Source organism: Kocuria sp. CNJ-770 (genome assembly GCF_001942375.1).
In the GTDB taxonomy this organism is placed as follows: Bacteria; Actinomycetota; Actinomycetes; order Actinomycetales; family Micrococcaceae; genus Kocuria; species Kocuria oceani.
This window is the reverse complement of the sequence record NZ_MKJW01000144.1, coordinates 1-17410: the sequence shown is the minus strand read 5'-3', so window position 1 is coordinate 17410 and position 17410 is coordinate 1. Positions and strand designations below refer to the sequence as shown.

General features: G+C 71.0%; 18 protein-coding genes and 1 pseudogene. 11 read left to right on the top strand and 8 right to left on the bottom strand.

Annotation, left to right across the window (positions count from 1 at the left end):
- Position 1: 1 nt before the first annotated feature.
- On the bottom strand, positions 2 to 322 hold the full coding sequence (locus BJF77_RS17110) for a 2Fe-2S iron-sulfur cluster-binding protein (protein WP_075872922.1): 321 nt from the start codon (positions 320 to 322) through the stop codon (positions 2 to 4).
- Positions 323 to 402: 80 nt separating this feature from the next.
- Positions 403 to 1596 (bottom strand): cytochrome P450, encoded by a 1194-nt coding sequence (locus tag BJF77_RS17105; protein ID WP_075872921.1) that lies wholly within the window; start codon positions 1594 to 1596, stop codon positions 403 to 405.
- A gap of 138 nt (positions 1597 to 1734) precedes the next feature.
- Between BJF77_RS17105 and BJF77_RS17100 the strand changes: the two genes are divergently transcribed.
- From BJF77_RS17100 to BJF77_RS17070, 7 genes and pseudogenes are all read left to right on the top strand, one after another.
- Positions 1735 to 2664: a LysR substrate-binding domain-containing protein gene (locus tag BJF77_RS17100; protein WP_238985990.1), complete on the top strand. Its 930-nt coding sequence runs from the start codon at positions 1735 to 1737 to the stop codon at positions 2662 to 2664.
- A gap of 379 nt (positions 2665 to 3043) precedes the next feature.
- Positions 3044 to 4639: a fumarylacetoacetate hydrolase family protein gene (locus tag BJF77_RS17095; protein ID WP_075872920.1), complete on the top strand. Its 1596-nt coding sequence runs from the start codon at positions 3044 to 3046 to the stop codon at positions 4637 to 4639.
- Positions 4636 to 5325, top strand: a complete 690-nt coding sequence (locus BJF77_RS17090; protein WP_075872919.1) for a GntR family transcriptional regulator — start codon at positions 4636 to 4638, stop codon at positions 5323 to 5325. Before BJF77_RS17095 ends, BJF77_RS17090 begins: the two co-directional genes overlap by 4 nt.
- Positions 5322 to 6874: pseudogene (gene hpaE / locus BJF77_RS17085) on the top strand (5-carboxymethyl-2-hydroxymuconate semialdehyde dehydrogenase). Before BJF77_RS17090 ends, hpaE begins: the two are co-directional and overlap by 4 nt.
- 48 nt (positions 6875 to 6922) lie before the next feature.
- The gene (hpaD, locus tag BJF77_RS17080; RefSeq protein WP_075872918.1) at positions 6923 to 8089 is read left to right on the top strand and encodes a 3,4-dihydroxyphenylacetate 2,3-dioxygenase; all 1167 of its coding nucleotides are present in this window, start codon (positions 6923 to 6925) and stop codon (positions 8087 to 8089) included.
- A gap of 107 nt (positions 8090 to 8196) precedes the next feature.
- Positions 8197 to 8982, top strand: a complete 786-nt coding sequence (locus BJF77_RS17075) for a fumarylacetoacetate hydrolase family protein (RefSeq protein ID WP_075872917.1) — start codon at positions 8197 to 8199, stop codon at positions 8980 to 8982.
- Positions 8967 to 9812: an HpcH/HpaI aldolase/citrate lyase family protein gene (locus BJF77_RS17070; protein WP_075872916.1), complete on the top strand. Its 846-nt coding sequence runs from the start codon at positions 8967 to 8969 to the stop codon at positions 9810 to 9812. The genes BJF77_RS17075 and BJF77_RS17070 overlap by 16 nt, the downstream gene beginning before the upstream one ends.
- Here BJF77_RS17070 and BJF77_RS17065 read toward each other — a convergent pair.
- Positions 9806 to 10582, bottom strand: coding sequence for an IclR family transcriptional regulator (locus tag BJF77_RS17065; RefSeq protein ID WP_047802580.1), 777 nt, complete (start codon positions 10580 to 10582; stop codon positions 9806 to 9808). The two genes, BJF77_RS17070 and BJF77_RS17065, sit on opposite strands and share 7 nt — an antisense overlap.
- A gap of 280 nt (positions 10583 to 10862) precedes the next feature.
- Here BJF77_RS17065 and BJF77_RS17060 point away from each other — a divergent pair, with 280 nt between their 5' ends.
- Positions 10863 to 12644 (top strand): FAD-dependent monooxygenase, encoded by a 1782-nt coding sequence (locus BJF77_RS17060; protein ID WP_075872915.1) that lies wholly within the window; start codon positions 10863 to 10865, stop codon positions 12642 to 12644.
- A gap of 61 nt (positions 12645 to 12705) precedes the next feature.
- Here the strand turns inward: BJF77_RS17060 and BJF77_RS22190 are convergent, their stop codons facing one another.
- A complete protein-coding gene (locus BJF77_RS22190; RefSeq protein WP_255396339.1) occupies positions 12706 to 13152 on the bottom strand; it encodes an EamA family transporter in 447 nt (148 codons plus the stop codon).
- Positions 13146 to 13643 (bottom strand): DMT family transporter, encoded by a 498-nt coding sequence (locus tag BJF77_RS22185; RefSeq protein ID WP_075872913.1) that lies wholly within the window; start codon positions 13641 to 13643, stop codon positions 13146 to 13148. The genes BJF77_RS22190 and BJF77_RS22185 overlap by 7 nt, the downstream gene beginning before the upstream one ends.
- A gap of 52 nt (positions 13644 to 13695) precedes the next feature.
- Here BJF77_RS22185 and BJF77_RS17045 point away from each other — a divergent pair, with 52 nt between their 5' ends.
- On the top strand, positions 13696 to 14127 hold the full coding sequence (locus tag BJF77_RS17045; protein WP_075872912.1) for a MarR family winged helix-turn-helix transcriptional regulator: 432 nt from the start codon (positions 13696 to 13698) through the stop codon (positions 14125 to 14127).
- 188 nt (positions 14128 to 14315) lie between these two features.
- On the opposite strand, the gene BJF77_RS17040 is transcribed toward BJF77_RS17045, so the two are convergent.
- The 3 genes from BJF77_RS17040 to BJF77_RS17030 form a co-directional block, all read right to left on the bottom strand.
- Entirely contained in the window at positions 14316 to 14852 is a 537-nt protein-coding gene (locus tag BJF77_RS17040; protein WP_075872911.1) for an SRPBCC family protein, read from the bottom strand.
- Positions 14849 to 15469, bottom strand: coding sequence for a helix-turn-helix transcriptional regulator (locus tag BJF77_RS22180; RefSeq protein WP_255396338.1), 621 nt, complete (start codon positions 15467 to 15469; stop codon positions 14849 to 14851). Before BJF77_RS22180 ends, BJF77_RS17040 begins: the two co-directional genes overlap by 4 nt.
- 127 nt (positions 15470 to 15596) lie before the next feature.
- On the bottom strand, positions 15597 to 15899 hold the full coding sequence (locus BJF77_RS17030; protein WP_047802574.1) for a helix-turn-helix domain-containing protein: 303 nt from the start codon (positions 15897 to 15899) through the stop codon (positions 15597 to 15599).
- Between the two features lie 66 nt (positions 15900 to 15965).
- On the opposite strand from BJF77_RS17030, the gene map reads away from it, so the two are divergent.
- Both map and BJF77_RS20680 read left to right on the top strand, forming a co-directional pair.
- The gene (gene map / locus BJF77_RS17025) at positions 15966 to 16748 is read left to right on the top strand and encodes a type I methionyl aminopeptidase (protein WP_075872910.1); all 783 of its coding nucleotides are present in this window, start codon (positions 15966 to 15968) and stop codon (positions 16746 to 16748) included.
- 330 nt (positions 16749 to 17078) lie between these two features.
- Complete coding sequence (locus tag BJF77_RS20680; RefSeq protein ID WP_158041307.1) at positions 17079 to 17246, top strand: hypothetical protein; 168 nt, start codon at positions 17079 to 17081, stop codon at positions 17244 to 17246.
- Positions 17247 to 17410: the final 164 nt, after the last annotated feature.

The following is a 17410-nucleotide window of genomic DNA, read 5'->3' as shown; positions in this document are numbered from 1 at the left end:
GTCACACCTGCTCGGCGGGAACGTCGACCTCGAGGTCCTGCAGCCGGCCGCCGGTGGTCACCTGGCAGCCCAGCCGGGACCGGTCGGTGCGCTCGGCCACCGTGCAGTCGAGCATCTCGTCCTCGTCCTCACCGATCGGCGGAAGCTCCTCGGCGCCGGGGCGGAGGTAGACGTGGCAGGTGGCGCACATGGCCTGGCCGCCGCACTCCCCGACGATGCCGGGCACGCCCGCGACGACTGCGGCGCGCATGACCGAGGTGCCCTCCTCGACGGTGAGGGTGCGGGCCGCCCCGCTGGGCTGGTGGTAGGTGATCGTGGGCATGGGAACTCCTGGTGCGGATCGATCGGTGAACGGATCACAAGGTGTGCGGATCGGGGATGTGCGGGGCGGCGCGGGTGGGGTCAGTCCCAGTGGACGGGCATGTGGACCATGCCGCGGAAGACCCAGCCGGCGTCCACCGGCGGGTCCTGTGGGTCCAGGCGCAGGCCGGGCAGCTCGGCGAGCACGGCGGGCATGGCGATCTGGGCGACGGAGGCCCGGGCGACCCAGGTGCCGGCGCAGAAGTGGGCGCCGCCGCCGAAGGCCAGGTGCGGGCGCTTGGGGCGGAAGACGTCGAAGGTCTCGGGATCGTCCCAGATCCTCGGGTCGCGGTTGGCCGCCCCGATGACCACGCCCAGACGGGCCCCGGCGGGCAGCCGGACCCCTTCCAGGACGGTGTCGGCCACGACCTGGCGGGGGTACATGCCGATCGGGGCGACCCAGCGCACGGACTCCTCGAACGCGGCCAGGTGCAGGGCAGGATCCTGCTGGACCTTGTGCAGCTGCTCGGGGTGGGTCAGCAGCGCCCAGACGATGGTCGAGAGCACGTCGCGCGGTTCGTTGAGGCCCCCGCCGATGGTCATCTTCAGGTTGGCGCGGATCGCCTCCAGCGGGATCGGCATCGAGGACAGCCCGGAGAGCAGGCTGTGATCGGGGTTCTGCGCCAGGTGGGGCAGCATCTCGTCGATGGCCGCGTCGACCTCCGCGGAGGACGTCTCGCTCCTGGCCCAGACCTCCGGGTCGTCGGCGTAGTTGCCGGTGCCGTCGATCATGGTCTGGCTCCAGCGCTGCAGGTCCTGCTGCGTGGCGTTGTGGAACCCGCAGATCAGCCGGAGGTTCTCCGCCGCGTAGGGGGCGGCGTAGTCCCACACGAAGTCTGCCCCGGGGCCCTTGGCCTTCAGCTCGTCCAGGTAGGTGCGGTTGTTGGTGGCGAAGATCGCGTTCCAGTGCTGCTTGATGGTCTTCGGCCGCAGGGTGGCGCCGTAGGAGTCCCGGTCCACCTTGTGCTCGGGGTCGTCCTTGCGCAGCATCGAGTGCCCCATCGAGCGCTTCATCAGCGAATCGGTCTCGTCGGCGCTGAAGCGTTCGGCGTCCTGCTCGATCGTGTGGCAGGCGGCGTAGTCGGTCACCATGTACCGGTTGACCGCCGGCACCCAGTGCACCGGGGCCTCCGCGCGCATCCGCCGGTAGATCGGGAACGGGTCACGGTAGAGGTCGGGGATGGTGACCCAGTCAGCGGTGGGGCAGTCAACGGCTTCAGGGGCGGTGCTCGTCATCGTGATGGTCTCCTTCGCGGAAGGCTGGGACCGACAACGGGCCGGACCTGGACTTTTCCCAGTGTGACTCGGCGCACAACATGGGAAAAGGACAAAGATCGGTCTATATTCCTCAGAAAAACCGTGGAAGGGATGAGGGTGCGGCTCGTCGGTTACACCTTGCGCCAGCTGCTCTGCTTCGTCGCCGTGGCCGAGCACGGCAGCATCACCGCTGCGGCAGAGCAGCTGCGCGTCTCCCCCTCAGCGGTCTCAGGCGCCGTGGACGAGCTGGAGCGCGTGCTGCGCACCCAGCTCACGGTCCGGCGGCGGGCGCACGGCGTCACCCTCACCACCAGCGGGCACGACGTGCTGCGCCGGGCCCGGAGCCTCCTGGACGAGGCCGAGGACCTGGAGTCGCGCGCGCGGGACACCGGAGACGATCTGCGTGGCCCCCTCATGGTGGGCAGCTACCACACCTTGGCGCCCACCGTGCTGGCCGAGCTGCTGGCGGCCTACACCGAGCGGCACCCCGGCGTGGACCTGGACTTCGTCAGCGGCAGCCAGGCCGACCTCGTGGACCGGCTCGCCGGCGGCGAGCTCGACCTGGCCGTGGTCTACGACGTGGCCCTGCCACCGACCATCCAGGTGCACCGCCTGTACCAGGCCGCCCCGCAGGTCGTGCTCCCCGCCGACCACCGCCTGGCCCAGGACGAGGACCAGCCCCTGCCCTTGGACCTCCTGGCCTCCGAGCCCTTCATCCTCCTGGACCTGCCGCCGAGCCGGGAGAACACCATGACGCTCTTCGACCACGCCGGCATCACGCCACAGGTGCGCTTCCGCACCACCGACTACGAACTCACCCGATCCCTGGTCGGCAGGGGCCTGGGGTACTCGATCCTCGTCCAGCATCCCTCGAGCAGCCTCACCTGGGGAGGCCGGCCCCTCACGACCCGCCCCCTGGAACCACGTCCGCATCCGGTGGGGGTCTGCCTCGCGTGGGACTCCAACGTCCGCCCGTCGCGGCGCGCCGAGGCGATGGTGGACCTGGCGAGGACCCTGCACGGGCCGGCCCACGGGCAACGCCCCTGAGCGCCGGGCAGGTGCGGCCGGGCGGCCCAGGGTCACCGGATGCGGCGGACCGAGCGGTGCGTGACCGTCCGACATCGTCGACCGGATGCCGGCGCCGCAACCCGGCACTCCGCCCTCAGCCGATGGCGCCGGTCTTCACCCGCGAGCACGCCGACCTCCTGCTGGATGACCTCGACGCCGCCCTGGACGCGCCGGCGAGGCTGCAGCCGGCCGGCGGCCCGGACCCTGGAGAAGCTTGCCGACGCAGCCCGGGGGAATTCCACGGAGGGGCTAGCGCCGAGCACTTCGTATCATATACGATCAGAATCACGAGACCTGGGACACACCGCTGGACGTGCTGGACCCGGACCGACTCCGAAGACCACGAAGGCAGGACGGCATGGCAGAGACGACACCGGCTCCTCGCGGGGCCACCGGGCCCGTTGACTTCACCGACAGGGCGCACCGCCCCGGGAAGGTCATCGCCCTGCACCTGAACTACCCCTCCCGCATCGCCCAGCGGGGCCGCTCCCCGAAGTTCCCCGGCTACTTCCTCAAGGCCGGCACCTCCATCGCCCGGACCGGCGACACGATCGAGCGCCCGGCCGGCACCGAGCTGCTGGCCTACGAGGGCGAGATCGCCCTGATCATCGGGCAGGCGTGCCGCCGCGTGCGCCCGGAGGAGGGCTGGTCCAAGGTCTCCGGCATCACCGCCGCCAACGACTGGGGCCTGTACGACCTGCGTCATGCCGACAAGGGCTCCAACGTCAAGAACAAGTCCGGGGACGGCTACACCCCGCTGGGCCCGGACGTCATCCCGACCGATGGGCTCGACCCGGCCGCGCTCCGCCTCCGCACCTGGGTCAACGGGGAGCTGGTCCAGGACGACACCACCGAGGCGCTGGCCTTCTCCTTCGGTCAGCTCGTGGCGGACCTGTCCCAGCTGATGACGCTGGAGGAGGGCGACGTCATCCTGACCGGCACCCCGGCCGGCTCCTCCGTGGCCCAGCCGGGCGACGTCGTCGAGGTCGAGGTGGACGCGCCCGCGGCACCCGGGCAGCCCTCCAGCGGCCGCCTGGTCACGCACGTGGTGGCCGGCGAGCACGCCATGGCCCCGTACGGGGCGCAGCCGCAGGTGGACGACACCCAGCGGGAGGAGGCGTGGGGCTCGCGCGAGGCCGCCGGGCTGCCGCCGGCCGAGGCGCAGGAGGCCCGGGACGATCGGGGCGGCGCGGAGGAGTCCGACCACTACGTGCCGTCCCAGCCGCGGCCGGACCGCGCCCTGCTCACCGATGAGCTGAAGGCCACGATCAATGCGACGGCGGTGGCCACCATCACCGCACAGCTGCGGAAGAGGGGCATCGACAACGCCACGATCGACGGCGTGCGGCCCACCCACCCCGGCCGGCGCATCCTCGGCTACGCCAAGACGCTGCGCTACGTGCCCAACCGGGAGGATCTCTTCACGGCCTTCGGCGGCGGGTTCAACGCCCAGAAGCGCGCCATGGACACGGTGCAGCCGGACGACGTGGTGGTCATGGAGGCCCGCGGCGAGAAGGGCACCGGCACCCTCGGCGACGTCCTCGCCCTGCGCGCCCAGGTGCGCGGCGCCAGTGCCGTGATCACCGACGGCGGCGTCCGCGACTCCGCCGCGGTCGCCGAGGTCGGCATCCAGGTCTACTCCAGCGGCGTCCACCCGGCCGTGCTCGGCCGCCGCCACATCCCCTGGGAGGTCGGCGGGACGGTGGCCTGCGGCGGGACCACCGTCCAGCCGGGCGACATCGTCATCGGCGACGACGACGGCGTCGTGGTCGTCCCCCCGCAGCTGCTGACCGAGGTGATCACCGACGCCTGGGAGCAGGAGCAGCAGGACGCCTGGGTGTACGACCGCGTGGCCGAGGGCCACCCGGTGGACGGGCTGTTCCCGCCCAACGCCGAGTGGAAGCGCAGGTACCAGGAGCACCGGCAGTCGCGCGCCGGCCAGGACGCCCCGTGAGCACCGAGGCCCTCCACTCCAAGTCGGAGCTGGCCTACCAGGCCATCCTCGAGGGGATCCAGCAGGCCCGCTTCGCACCGGGCAGCCGCCTCGTGCTGGCGCAGCTGGCCGCCGAGCTCGGGATGTCCGTGGTGCCGGTCCGCGAGGCCGTGCGCATGCTCCAGCAGGACGGCCTGGTGGCCTATCAGCGCAACGTCGGCGCCACCGTGGTGGGCATCGACCCCGTGGAGTACCGGAACACCATGGAGACCCTCGCCCTGGTCGAGGGATTCTCCACCGCCCAGTGCGCGCCGCTGATCACCGACGCCGAGCTGGAACGGGCCCGGGGGATCAACGAGCAGATGCGCCGGATCCTGGACGAGTTCGACCCGGTGCAGTTCACCACGCTGAACAAGCAGTTCCACTCCACGCTCTACGAGCACCACCAGAACGCCCACATCCTCGACCTGGTGCACCGGGGGTGGAACCGGCTGGCCGCCCTGCGCTCGTCCACCTTCGCGTACGTCCCCGGCCGGGCCCGTGCCTCCGTGGACGAGCACGACCACTTGCTGGACCTCATCGCCGAAGGCGCCCCCTTCGACACCGTCGAGGCCGCCGCCCGGACACACCGCCTCAACACGCTCGACGCCTACCTGGCCTCACGTACCACGCCCCAGGACACTGCACGCCGAAAGGACACACCATGAGCCCCGAGACCACCACCGACACCGCACAGCGCTGGGTTCCGGCCCACCTGCCGGAGAAGATCCAGCACTACATCAACGGTGAGCACGTCGACTCGATCGACGGCGACACCTTCGACGTGCTGGACCCGGTCACCAACCAGACCTACATCCAGGCCGCCTCCGGCAAGGTCGCCGACGTCGACGCCGCCGTCGCCGCCGCCAAGGACGCCTTCGAGAACGGCCCGTGGCCGGGCATGCTCCCGCGCGAGCGCTCCCGGGTGCTGCACAGGATCGCCGACATCGTGGAGTCCCGCGGTCAGGATCTCGCCGAGCTGGAGTGCTTCGACACCGGCCTGCCGATCAAGCAGGCCCTCGGCCAGGCCCGCCGCGCCGCCGAGAACTTCCGCTTCTTCGCGGACCTGATCGTCGCCCAGGCCGACGACACGTACAAGGTGCCCGGCCGCCAGGTGAACTACGTCAACCGCAAGCCGATCGGCGTGGCCGGGCTCATCACCCCGTGGAACACGCCGTTCATGCTGGAGTCCTGGAAGCTGGGCCCGGCGCTGGCCACCGGCAACACCGTGGTGCTCAAGCCGGCCGAATTCACCCCGCTGTCCGCGTCCCTGTGGCCGGGCATCTTCGAGGAGGCCGCCTGCCGGCCGGTGTGTTCAACATCGTGCACGGCTACGGCGAGGAGGGCTTCGCCGGCGACTCCCTGGTCAAGCACCCGGACGTCCCGCTGATCTCCTTCACCGGCGAGTCCCGCACCGGCCAGATCATCTTCGGCAACGCCGCGCCGTTCCTGAAGGGCCTGTCCATGGAGCTGGGCGGCAAGTCCCCGGCCGTCGTCTTCGAGGACGCCGACCTGGACGCCGCCATCGACGCGACGATCTTCGGCGTCTTCTCCCTCAACGGCGAGCGCTGCACCGCCGGCTCGCGCATCCTGGTCCAGCGCGGCATCTACGACGAGTTCGTGGAGCGCTACTCCGCCCAGGCCCAGCGCGTGCGGGTCGGCCTGCCGCACGACGAGAGCACCGAGGTGGGCGCCCTGGTGCACCCGGAGCACTTCGAGAAGGTCATGTCCTACGTGGAGATCGGCAAGCAGGAGGCCCGCCTGACCGCCGGCGGCGGCCGTCCCGAGGAGTACCCGGAGGGCAACTTCATCCGGCCGACCGTCTTCGCCGACGTGGCCCCGGACGCCCGGATCTTCCAGGAGGAGATCTTCGGCCCGGTCGTGGCCATCACCCCGTTCGACACGGACGAGGAGGCGCTGGCGCTGGCCAACAACACCAGGTACGGCCTGGCGGCCTACATCTGGACCAACGACCTCAAGCGGGCCCACAACTTCGCCCAGAACGTCGAGGCCGGCATGGTCTGGCTGAACTCCAACAACGTCCGCGACCTGCGCACCCCGTTCGGCGGCGTCAAGGCATCGGGCCTGGGCCACGAGGGCGGCTACCGCTCGATCGACTTCTACACCGATCAGCAGGCCGTGCACATCAACCTGGGCGAGGTCCACAACCCGGTCTTCGGCCGCCAGGAGCAGGCCGCCGAGAACCTGCAGGCCTGAACTCCCGCGCTCTCCGGCACCGACCCCTCTCACAGCAAGGACACCACCATGACCCACCTCGACGACCGGACGATGACGTCCTCGGGCTTCTACGTCTCGCAGGAGGCCCCGATCGCCGCCGACAACCCCATCCCGACACCCTCCGCCCCGGCGCCGGACATCCTGCGCTGCGCCTACATGGAGCTCGTGGTCACCGACCTGAAGCGCTCGCGGGACTTCTACGTGGACGTGCTCGGGCTGACCGTGACCGAGGAGGACGAGAACGCCGTCTACCTGCGGTCCCTGGAGGAGTTCATCCACCACAACCTGGTGCTGCGGCAGGGCCCGGTGGCCGCCGTCGCCGCCTTCTCCTACCGCGTGCGCACCCCGGAGGACCTGGACCGGGCGGTGGCCTTCTACGAGGAGCTGGGCTGCCGCGTGGAGCGGCGCCCGGAGGGCTTCACCAAGGGCATCGGCGAGTCGGTGCGCGTGGAGGATCCGCTGGGCTTCCCGTACGAGTTCTTCCACGACGTCGAGCACGTCGAGCGCCTGGCCTGGCGCTACGACCTCTACACCCCGGGCGCCCTGGTCCGGCTGGACCACTTCAACCAGGTCACCCCGGACGTGCCGCGCGCCACGAAGTTCATGCAGGACCTGGGCTTCCGCGTCACCGAGGACATCCAGGACGAGCAGGGCACCGTGTACGCGGCCTGGATGCGCCGCAAGCCGACCGTGCACGACACCGCCATGACCGGCGGCGACGGGCCGCGCATGCACCACGTCGCCTTCGCCACGCACGAGAAGCACAACATCCTGGCGATCTGCGACAAGCTCGGCGCGCTGCGCATGTCCGACCTGATCGAGCGCGGGCCCGGCCGCCACGGCGTCTCCAACGCGTTCTACCTGTACATCCTCGACCCGGACGGCCACCGGATCGAGATCTACACCCAGGACTACTACACGGGCGACCCGGACAACCCGGTGGTCACCTGGGACGTGCACGACAACCAGCGCCGCGACTGGTGGGGCAACCCGGTCGTGCCGTCCTGGTACACCGAGGCCTCCCTGGTGCTGGACCTGGACGGCAACCCGAAGGATGTCGTCGCCCGCACCGACGACTCCGAGATGGAGGTCACCATCGGCGCCGACGGCTTCTCCTACACCCGCCCCGGTGACGACTCGGGCAGCTACAAGGGCGAGGCCGCCAAGGGCTTCAAGATCGGCAACCAGCTCTGAGCCCCCCCGGGCCGACGGCGGCCGGTCGGCTCCTGGGTGGAGCCCGCCGGCCGTCGTCGGCCCCCGGGCGGAGCACCTGCAGAGCACAGGACAGGACAGGAGAGCACATGCTGGACCACGACACACACGTGGCGATCGCCGACGAGCTGCACCGAGCCGGGCTGGACCGCACCCCGGTGCCGCTGCTGACCCAGCGCTACCCGCAGATGGAGATCGAGGACTCCTACGCGGTGCAGCGGATCTGGGCGCAGCGCCAGGAGGAGGCCGGCCGGCGCAAGGTCGGCCACAAGATCGGCCTGACCTCCAAGGCCATGCAGGACGCCACCGGCATCGACGAGCCCGACTACGGGATCGTCTTCGACGACCAGGTGGTCGAGTCCGGCCACGTCTACGAGTGGGCGAAGTACACCCATCCGCGCATCGAGATGGAGCTGGCCTTCGTGCTCAAGGAGGACCTGTCCGGACCGGGGGTGGGCCTCTTCGACGTGCTGCGCGCCACCGAGTACGTGGTGCCGGCCCTGGAGGTGCTCGACTCCCGCATCGAGATGCAGGGCCGGACCATCACGGACACCATCTCGGACAACGCCGCCCTGGGCTCCATGGTGATCGGCGGCCGCCCGGTGGCCCCGGACGCCGTGGACCTGCGCTGGGTGGCCGGTGCGCTCTTCCGCAACGAGGAGGTCATCGAGACCGGGGTGGCCTGCGGCGTGCTGAACCACCCGGCCAACGGGGTGCACTGGCTGGCCAACCGCATCGCCGGACACGGGGATCGCCTGGAGGCCGGGGAGATCATCCTCGCCGGCTCGTTCACCCGGCCCATGTGGGTCCACGCCGGGGACACCGTCTACGCCGACTACGGAGAACTGGGGACCATCACATGCCGATTCGTCTAGCGGTCCAGCCGAGCCTCAAGGACCTGTTCACCGAGGCGGCCCGCGCCGAGCGCGGCGGGCGGCCGGCGGCCGGCATGTTCGTCAGCTCGGGAGATCCCACGGTGACCGAGATCTGCGCCTCTGCGGGCCTGGACTATCTGCTGATCGACGCCGAGCACTCGCCGCTGGGCCTGGAGACCATCCTGGCCCAGTTGCGGGCCATGGCCGGCTACGGCTCGATCCCGGTGGTCCGCCTCCCCGGTCTGGACGAGGTCCTGGTCAAGCAGTACCTGGACCTGGGCGCGCAGTCCCTGGTGGTGCCCATGGTGAACAGCGCGGCCGACGCCGAGGCCGCCGTGCGCGCCGTGCACTACCCGCCGCGCGGGGTCCGCGGGGTGGGCTCGGCGCTCGCCCGCTCGGCCCGGTGGAACAGGGTCCCCGACTACCTCTCCCGCGCCGCCGAGCTGGTCACCCTGGTGGTGCAGGTCGAGAGCGCGGCCGCGGTCGGATCCGCCGCGCAGATCGCCGCGGTGGACGGGGTGGACGGCGTCTTCGTCGGTCCCTCGGACCTCGCCGCCTCCATGGGCCTGATCGGCCAGCAGACCCACCCGGACGTGGTGGCCGCCGTCAAGGACGTCGTCGCCGCCGTGCGGCAGTCGGGGAAGTTCGTGGGGGTCAACGCCTTCGCGCGGTCCCAGGCCCAGGACTACCTCGACGCCGGGGCCGACTTCGTCAACGTGGGCGCCGACGTCGCGCTGCTGGCCCGCGGGACCGAGGCGCTCGCGGACGCCTGGTGCGCTCCTGCGGGCGAGGAGCAGGGGCCGGGTACGGCGCCGCGCGGATCCTACTGATCCGACGGGGCCGGTCGCTGCCCGAGGCGGGTGGCGACCAGCTCGGCGCTGTGCGCCAGCCGCCGGCCCAGGGCCTCGACGTCGAGCCGGCGGGTGGCGTAGACGACGGCCAGTGACGCCGGCAGGTGGCCGGGCACGCGGAGGGGAACGGCCACGGAGGAGACGCCGTCCAGCACCTCGTTGCTGCTGACGGCGAATCCGCGCTCCCGGGCCTGCTCCACCTCCGCGCGGGGGCGGACCCCGCCCGTCAGCTCGCTGAGCTCGTCCGGGTCCATGCCAGCCTGCACGGCGAGCCCGGGGGCGCCGCGGTCCAGCGGGTGGCGGGTGCCCGGGCGCTGGGTGACCGCGTGGCCGCGCGAGGGCTCCACCGTCACCAGCGTGACGCACTCCTCCTGGCCCCAGACCGCCACGAACGCGCTCATCTGCAGTTCGTTGGCCAGCGCGGTCAGCTCCGGCAGGGCAACGGTCCGGAGGTCCTGCTGCACCCCCAGCGCGAGCACCGCCAGCCCGGGGGCGCCGATCAGGCGGCCCGTGGAGTCCCGGGTCAGCAGGCCGTGGCTTTCCAGGGTGCGCAGGATCCGGTAGGCGATCGACCGGTGGACGCCGAGCTGCGCGGCCACGTCGGCGATCGTCGGTGCCTCGTCCGCCGCGACCACCAGCTCCAGCATGCGCAGCCCCCGGGAGAGGGTCTGGGAGAGCGGTGCCGACGAGGCCGCCCGGCCCTGCGTGCTCCCGGTCGCCTGCGCGGCCGGTGCCCTGCTCGCCGGCACCTGGGCGGGAGGACGTCCCGAAGTGTTCACCGTGGCCCCTTTCCGTGGGCGGTCTGCCGGAGTGCCATGTCGGGACCGCGGAGCCGGCCCGAGAGGCCCGGCGGGTCTCGTCCCCGGGATGACCATGCTCCCACTGCACCGGAGCGTGAGCGGGGTCGCAGGGTCTTGTGAGGGCGATCACGGACCGTATATGATCACCGGCAAGAGTTCGATAAAAGAACGACGTGTTCCATTATAGAACACACCGTGAGTTTCTTCCTCTCACCGGCCAGGAGGCCCCATGCTGTTCCACCACCACGGCTACGTGTCCACGGACCCCCGGATCCAGCCCGCCGCCGGTGTGGGCGTCGACCGCTCCCCCGACCTGCCGGAGGTCATCGACGTGCTGGTGGTCGGCTCCGGCCCCGCCGGCATGACCGCCACCGCCCAGCTGGCGAGCTTCCCGGACGTCATGACCTGTCTGGTCGACCGCCGCCCGCAGCGCCTCGAGATCGGCCAGGCCGACGGCATCCAGGCGCGCAGCGTCGAGACCTTCCAGGCGTTCGGCTTCGCCGAGGAGATCACCGCCGAGGCCTACGACCTCACCGAGATGAACTTCTGGAAGCCGGACCCGCAGAACCCGGAGCACATCGTCCGCACCGCCCGGACCGTCGACGACCCGGCCGGCGTCAGCGAGTTCCCGCACCTGATCGTGAACCAGGCGCGCGTGCTGGACTACTTCGCCCGCTTCGCGAAGAACGCACCGTCCCGGACCGAGCCGTACTGGGGCTGGGAGTTCGTGAGGCTGGAGGTCGGCGAGGGGGAGCATCCCGTCGCCGTCACCCTGAAGCGCACCGGCGAGAGCGCCGAGGCGGGGGTGGGCCCCGGCGAGGAGCGCGTCGTGCGCGCCAAGTACGTGCTGGGCGCCGACGGCGCCCACTCCAGGGTCCGGCGGGACATCGGCGCGCAGCACGTCGGCGCCGTGTCCTACCACGCCTGGGGCGTCATGGACGTCCTGGCCGAGACCGACTTCCCGGACATCCGCACCAAGTGCGCCACCCCGCTGACGGAGATCATCCGCCAGGCCAACGAGATCGTCTCGCCCTACAGCATCGACGTGAAGGACGTCGCCTGGTGGAGCGTCTACGAGGTCGGCCACCGGGTGACCGACCGCTTCGACGACGTCCCCGTCGAGGAGGCCGGACAGCGCAGCCCGCGCGTGTTCATCGCCGGCGACGCGTGCCACACGCACTCCGCCAAGGCGGGCCAGGGCATGAACGTCTCCATCCAGGACGCCTTCAACCTCGGCTGGAAGCTGGGTCAGGTGCTGAGCGGGGTGGCCCCGGAGAAGCTCCTGGCCACCTACACCGCCGAGCGCCAGCAGATCGCCCAGGACCTCATCGACTTCGACCGCGAGTGGTCCTCCATGATGGCCGCCAAGCCGGAGGAGCTCGAGAGCGAGACCGCGCTGGAGGACTTCTACGTGAAGACCGCCGAGTTCCCGGCCGGCTTCATGACCGAGTACCCGGTGAGCCTGCTCCGGGGCGAGGCCGTGCACCAGGACCTGGCTACCGGCTTCCCGCTGGGCAAGCGCTTCAAGGCCCACCCGGTCAAGCGGGTCTGCGACACCAACCCGAAGTACCTGGGCCACCAGCACGTCGCCGACGGCCGCTGGCGGATCTACGCCTTCGCCGACTCCGCCGTGTCCTCCGCACCGGACTCGGCGCTGCGGGCGTGGGCGGAGCAGATGGACTCCGCCGGGTCGCCCGTGCGCCGGTTCACCCCCGAGGGCCAGGACCTGGACGCGCTGTTCGACCTCCACGTCGTCTACCAGCAGCCGCACGAGGAGGTCGAGCTGATGCAGACGCCGTCGATCTTCCGCCCGCAGGTCGGCCCGTTCCGGATCTCCAACCTCAACAAGGTGTGGGGCGTGGACCCCGGCAACGACATCTTCGAGGCCCGCGGCCTGAGCCGCGACGGCGTCGTGGTGCTCGTCCGGCCCGACCAGTACGTGGCCCACGTGCTGCCGTTGACCGCCACGGCCGAGCTGTCGGACTTCCTGTCGCGGATCTACGCCTCCTGACCGCTCGGGCGGGGACCTCTGCGTCGCCGCGGCCCGGCACGCCCACGACGCACTCCCACCGCTACGGTGCAGCAGGCACGCGCCCGGGGCATCCAGCCGGCTCGCCGCCGGGTCGCCGCGGCGTGCCGGCGGGCCGGTGCGCGGCGGTCTGCCCGAGCAGGGCGGCCACCAGGGCCAGGGCGAAGCCGGCGCTCTGCACCCCGGACAGGGCCTGTCCCAACCAGACCCAACCGACGAGGGCGGCCACCACGGGGCTGAGCGCCCCCAGCATCGCCGTGCTGGTGGCCGGCAGACGGCGCCCGGCGGAGAACCACACCGCGTAGGCGATCGTGGTCCCGGGCACGGCCAGCCAGGTGTAGCCGGCGATCGCCGGGCCGTCCAGCACGAAGGGCCCGGTGTCCAGCACGGGCACCAGCGGGGCGATCACCACGGCCCCGAGCACCAGCTGCCAACCGGTCACCGCCAGCCCGCTCATCCGCGGGGGCAGGCCCCATCGGCGGGTCAGCACCACCCGGTGGCCATGGAGGCCGTGCCGGCAAGAGCGGCGGTGATCCCGAGGGCGTCCACGGTGACCGGCCCGGCGAACACCGCCAACCCCACCCCGGTCACGGCCAGGACCGCCCAGAGCAGCTGCCGGGCCGGGGTGGACTGCCGGAAGGCCAGCAGCAGCACCGCCGCGACGATCAGCGGCTGGGCCGAGCCCACCACCGCCGCCAGCCCGCCGGGAAGGCGGTAGGCGCCGAGGAACAGCAGCGGGAAGAACGCCCCGATGTTGAGCACCGCCAGCACCACCAGCCTCCCCCACCACCCGGCGGGCGGGATCTGCCGGGTCAGCAGCAGCAGGAGCACCCCGGCCGGTGCCGCCCGCAGCAGGGCCGCCGTCATCGGCCGGTCCGGCGGGAGCAGCTCGGTGGTGACCGCGTAGGTCGTGCCCCACACCACGGGGGCGATCGCCCCGAGCAGGGTGGCCCGGGCGCGGTCGGTCATCGCGTACGGCATCCCACCCCCTCAATTGCATAGTAGTAAGTTAGTTGAAAGGTATAATGGTTCCATGACCAGCACAAGACCGCCCGAGCGCGACGACGTCGATGCGATCGTGGCTCAGTGGGCCCAGCAGCGACCGGAGCTGGACACCCGGGCGATGGAGATCTTCGGACGGATCTACCGACTGTCCGGGGCACCGTACCGGCTGGCGCCCAAGGACCTGGCGCGGTCGTTGATGATCACCACCGGGGGCATGACCGGCCGGCTCACCCGGCTCACCGACGCGGGGCTGATCCACCGGGTGCCCCACCCCAGCGACAAGCGCTGTCTCTACGCCGAGCTCACCGACGCAGGGCTCGAGACCATCGACCAGGCCGTGGCCGCCGGGGTGGACGGCCAGGCCTTCGTGGCCGATCGCCTCGGTGACGAGCAGGCGCGTGCGCTGGCCGATCAGCTGCGGGCAGCCCTGCAGATCCTCACCACCACACCGACCGATTAGGAGCCTCCACCGCAGCACCGTTCGCCGTTGACGGATCTTGCACAAAGCGGCACAGGTGCGCTCGCCGCCTCTTGCACCCTTCTTGCGACAGCCCCATGCACAGTGGCGCACTACGAGGTGCTCACGGATCCGCTGCTCCACCGGCCCCTCCTTGACCCATGACTGGGCCCGTGAGCACGGTGGGCCGATTACGGCCGCTGGGGCGTGACCGGGAAACGTTGCTGGTAGACCGGGACCAAGGCGGGGTAGTAGTCGCGCTCGAAATCGATGGCGGCGACATCCTGGCCCGTCTCGGCCGCTGTGAGCCGGTCCAGGTAGTAGTCCCAGCCGGGGCCGATGCTGTGCGCCCACTCCGGTTCGGGCAGAAGCTGGCCGAAATGCAGCGTGGTGCCGCCACCGTCTTCGGTGAGCCGGATCTCCACGCGCCAATCGTGCTCCTGCCCGTCCAGGCCCTCACTGCGTGCGCGGGTGCGCAGCAGCCGCGGAGGCTCGCAGACCTCGATGTGGTGCACCTCCTCCGGCATGCCGTCCTCGGCGGTCATCCGGAAGACGACGCTGCCGGAGGACGGACTCCCGGTCCAGGTGCCGATCCAGCGGCCGAGGCGTTCGGGGTCCGTGACGGCGGCCCACACGTCGTCGATGGGGGCGTCGAAGTGGCGGGTGAGCACGATCCACTCACCGTCCTGGCGGGTCTCGGGCCGGCCGGTGGCCTGTGGTGTTGTCATCCTGCGTCCTTCCTCTCGGTGCGGGCATGCCGGTCGGCGGACCGGTCGCGGCGGGTGCGGCGGACCTCGAGCTCGAGTGCGTCCAGGACGTGCTCCGGGATCCGCGGCGTCCGGCCGCTGAGCTCGGCGAGCAGGACGGCGACCGGTTCCAGGGCGGACGGGACCAGGGTGTAGTGGCGTTCACGACCCTGATCGGTCCCGGCAACCAGGCCCGCCTCACCGAGCACCTTCAGGTGCCTGCTGACTGCCGGGCGGCTGATGTCGTGATCGGCCGCCAGGTCCACCACCCGGGCCGGCCCTTCGGCCAGCCGTCGCAGCAGGGCCCGTCGTACCGGGTCCCCCAGAGCCGTGAAGACGTCCACGACACTTATGGTAACCACCCGGTTACCAATATGCGAGAGGTCGCCGGCCTCGGCCGTGCACCTCGCGATCGCGGTGACCGCGTCGCCGGCGGCCGGACGGGCGGTCCCGTCGGCCGCACTGGTCGCCGAGGAGAACGACACCTTCCGCATCTCCCGCCAGCGGCCGGCGAACTCGATCGCCGTCGGCGTGGCCCCCTGCTGCTGGTCGGCGGTCGATCGGTGGACCCCCCAGCTGGCACCCCCGTACCGCGCCAAGCAGAGGCTCTCTAGGAGCAGGAGCGTTCACCGCGACGACCCCGGCGACTGATGGAGAGCTTGGTCGGACATCGCACCGATGGGCCGCCTGCCGTCGAACCTGACGACGGAGCCGCGACTCCGGGGCTCACGAGGCCAGTCGCGCCCCTGTGGTGCGACCTGTTCCGGCGGGTCCGCCCTCGACGGCGGGGCGGTTGATCTCGACCCACACCTCGTCCAGAGAGAGACCGAGGACCCCGGCGATCGCGGCGATGGTCGGAAAGGCAGGAGTGGCGACGCGACCGGACTCGATCTTCCGCAAGGTCTCCGGTGAGACACCAGCATCGAGCGCCGTCTCGAGCATCGACCGCTCCCCCCTGCCCCGACGCAGCAGGGCACCGAGGCGTTGCCCGCGTTCGACCTCAGCGGGAGTGAGCGGCAGTCTGACCATGCCCCCAATTCTATGACCGGGATAATATGGCCGGGATAGTTATTGGTCGGACGAGAAGGGCGCCCCATGATCGAGATCCTGCACCCCACCGAAGTGGCCCGCGCGAGGGACACCGGCGCCCTGGTCGCCGACATCCTGGAGACCCTCAAGCGCCGCAGCACGGTCGGGACGAACCTCCTCGACATCGATCGGTGGGCGAAGACCCTGATCCGGGAAGCCGGAGCGCGGTCCTGCTATGTCGACTACGCACCGCCCTTCGGGCGCGGGCCCTTCGGCCACCACATCTGCACAGGCGTCAACGACGCGGTGCTCCACGGGCGCCCCCACGACTACTCACTGGCCGACGGGGACCTGCTGACCCTGGATCTTGCAGTCATCCACAACGGAGTGGCCGCGGACTCGGCCATCAGCTTCCTCGTGGGCGACTCACGCCCCTCGGAGAGCCTCGCGCTGATCGAGACGACCGAACGCGCGCTGAGCGCAGGAATCGCCGCGGCCGTCCCCGGCGCCCGGATCGGCGACATCTCCTACGCCATCGGCTCCGTCCTCGGAGCGGCGGGATACCCGATCAACACCGAGTTCGGAGGCCACGGCATCGGCTCGACGATGCACCAGGACCCGCACGTGGCGAACACCGGGCGCCCCGGCCGCGGCTACATGTTGCGCCCGGGACTGCTGCTGGCACTGGAACCGTGGGTCATGGCCGACACCGCGGAGCTCATCACCGATGCCGACGGGTGGACGCTGCGCAGCGCGACGGGCTGCCGGGCAGCGCACAGTGAGCACACGATCGCCATCACCGACGACGGACCCCAGATCCTCACCGCGCCGAAGCAGCTTCAGCAGTGATGGCATGCTCGGTGGCCCGGACGCCGCCGGGCGTCATCCCGGCGGGATGTGACCTGGATCTCGTAACTCTCTCGGAAATCCCTTGACAGGGGGCAGGGCTCCTGCGGACACTTTTCCCATGCACTCGAGTTGCGCATTACGCGTAACGTTGCATTATTCGCAGATCCCTTGTTCCCGCCCTTCTGTTTCCATGTGAAGTCGGTCCACGCCTGATGGCCGACCGCTCCTCGCGTACCACTCGGTTCCAGGTGCGCGGACCTTCGGCAGCACCAGGGCGGCGTCGGTCCTTGTCCGCACGACACCAAAGATCACAACGCCAGGAGATCCATCATGAGCTTCGTACACCGCCTTCTGACGGGCATCCGCAACGACTGGTCCGTCTCGACGACCACTTCGGCCAACGAGGGTGCTGCCACCGTCAGCTCTCATCCCTACGGCGCCTCGGGGCGGCTCGTCGCCGTCCCCTGGGGTGGCCTCCAGCTCGAGGCCACCGACTGACAGCCCCGCGACGCCCCCACCACCTCGACCGCTCTCAGTCCGCCCGCACCGGGACTCGTCCTCGGGTCTGCCAGGGGACGTCGAGTCGGTTGGCGCACCGTCAGCAGGACGAACGCCGACAATGACCCTCTGGAATACCGGCGGCGCTCGAGGGGTTCTGGTCG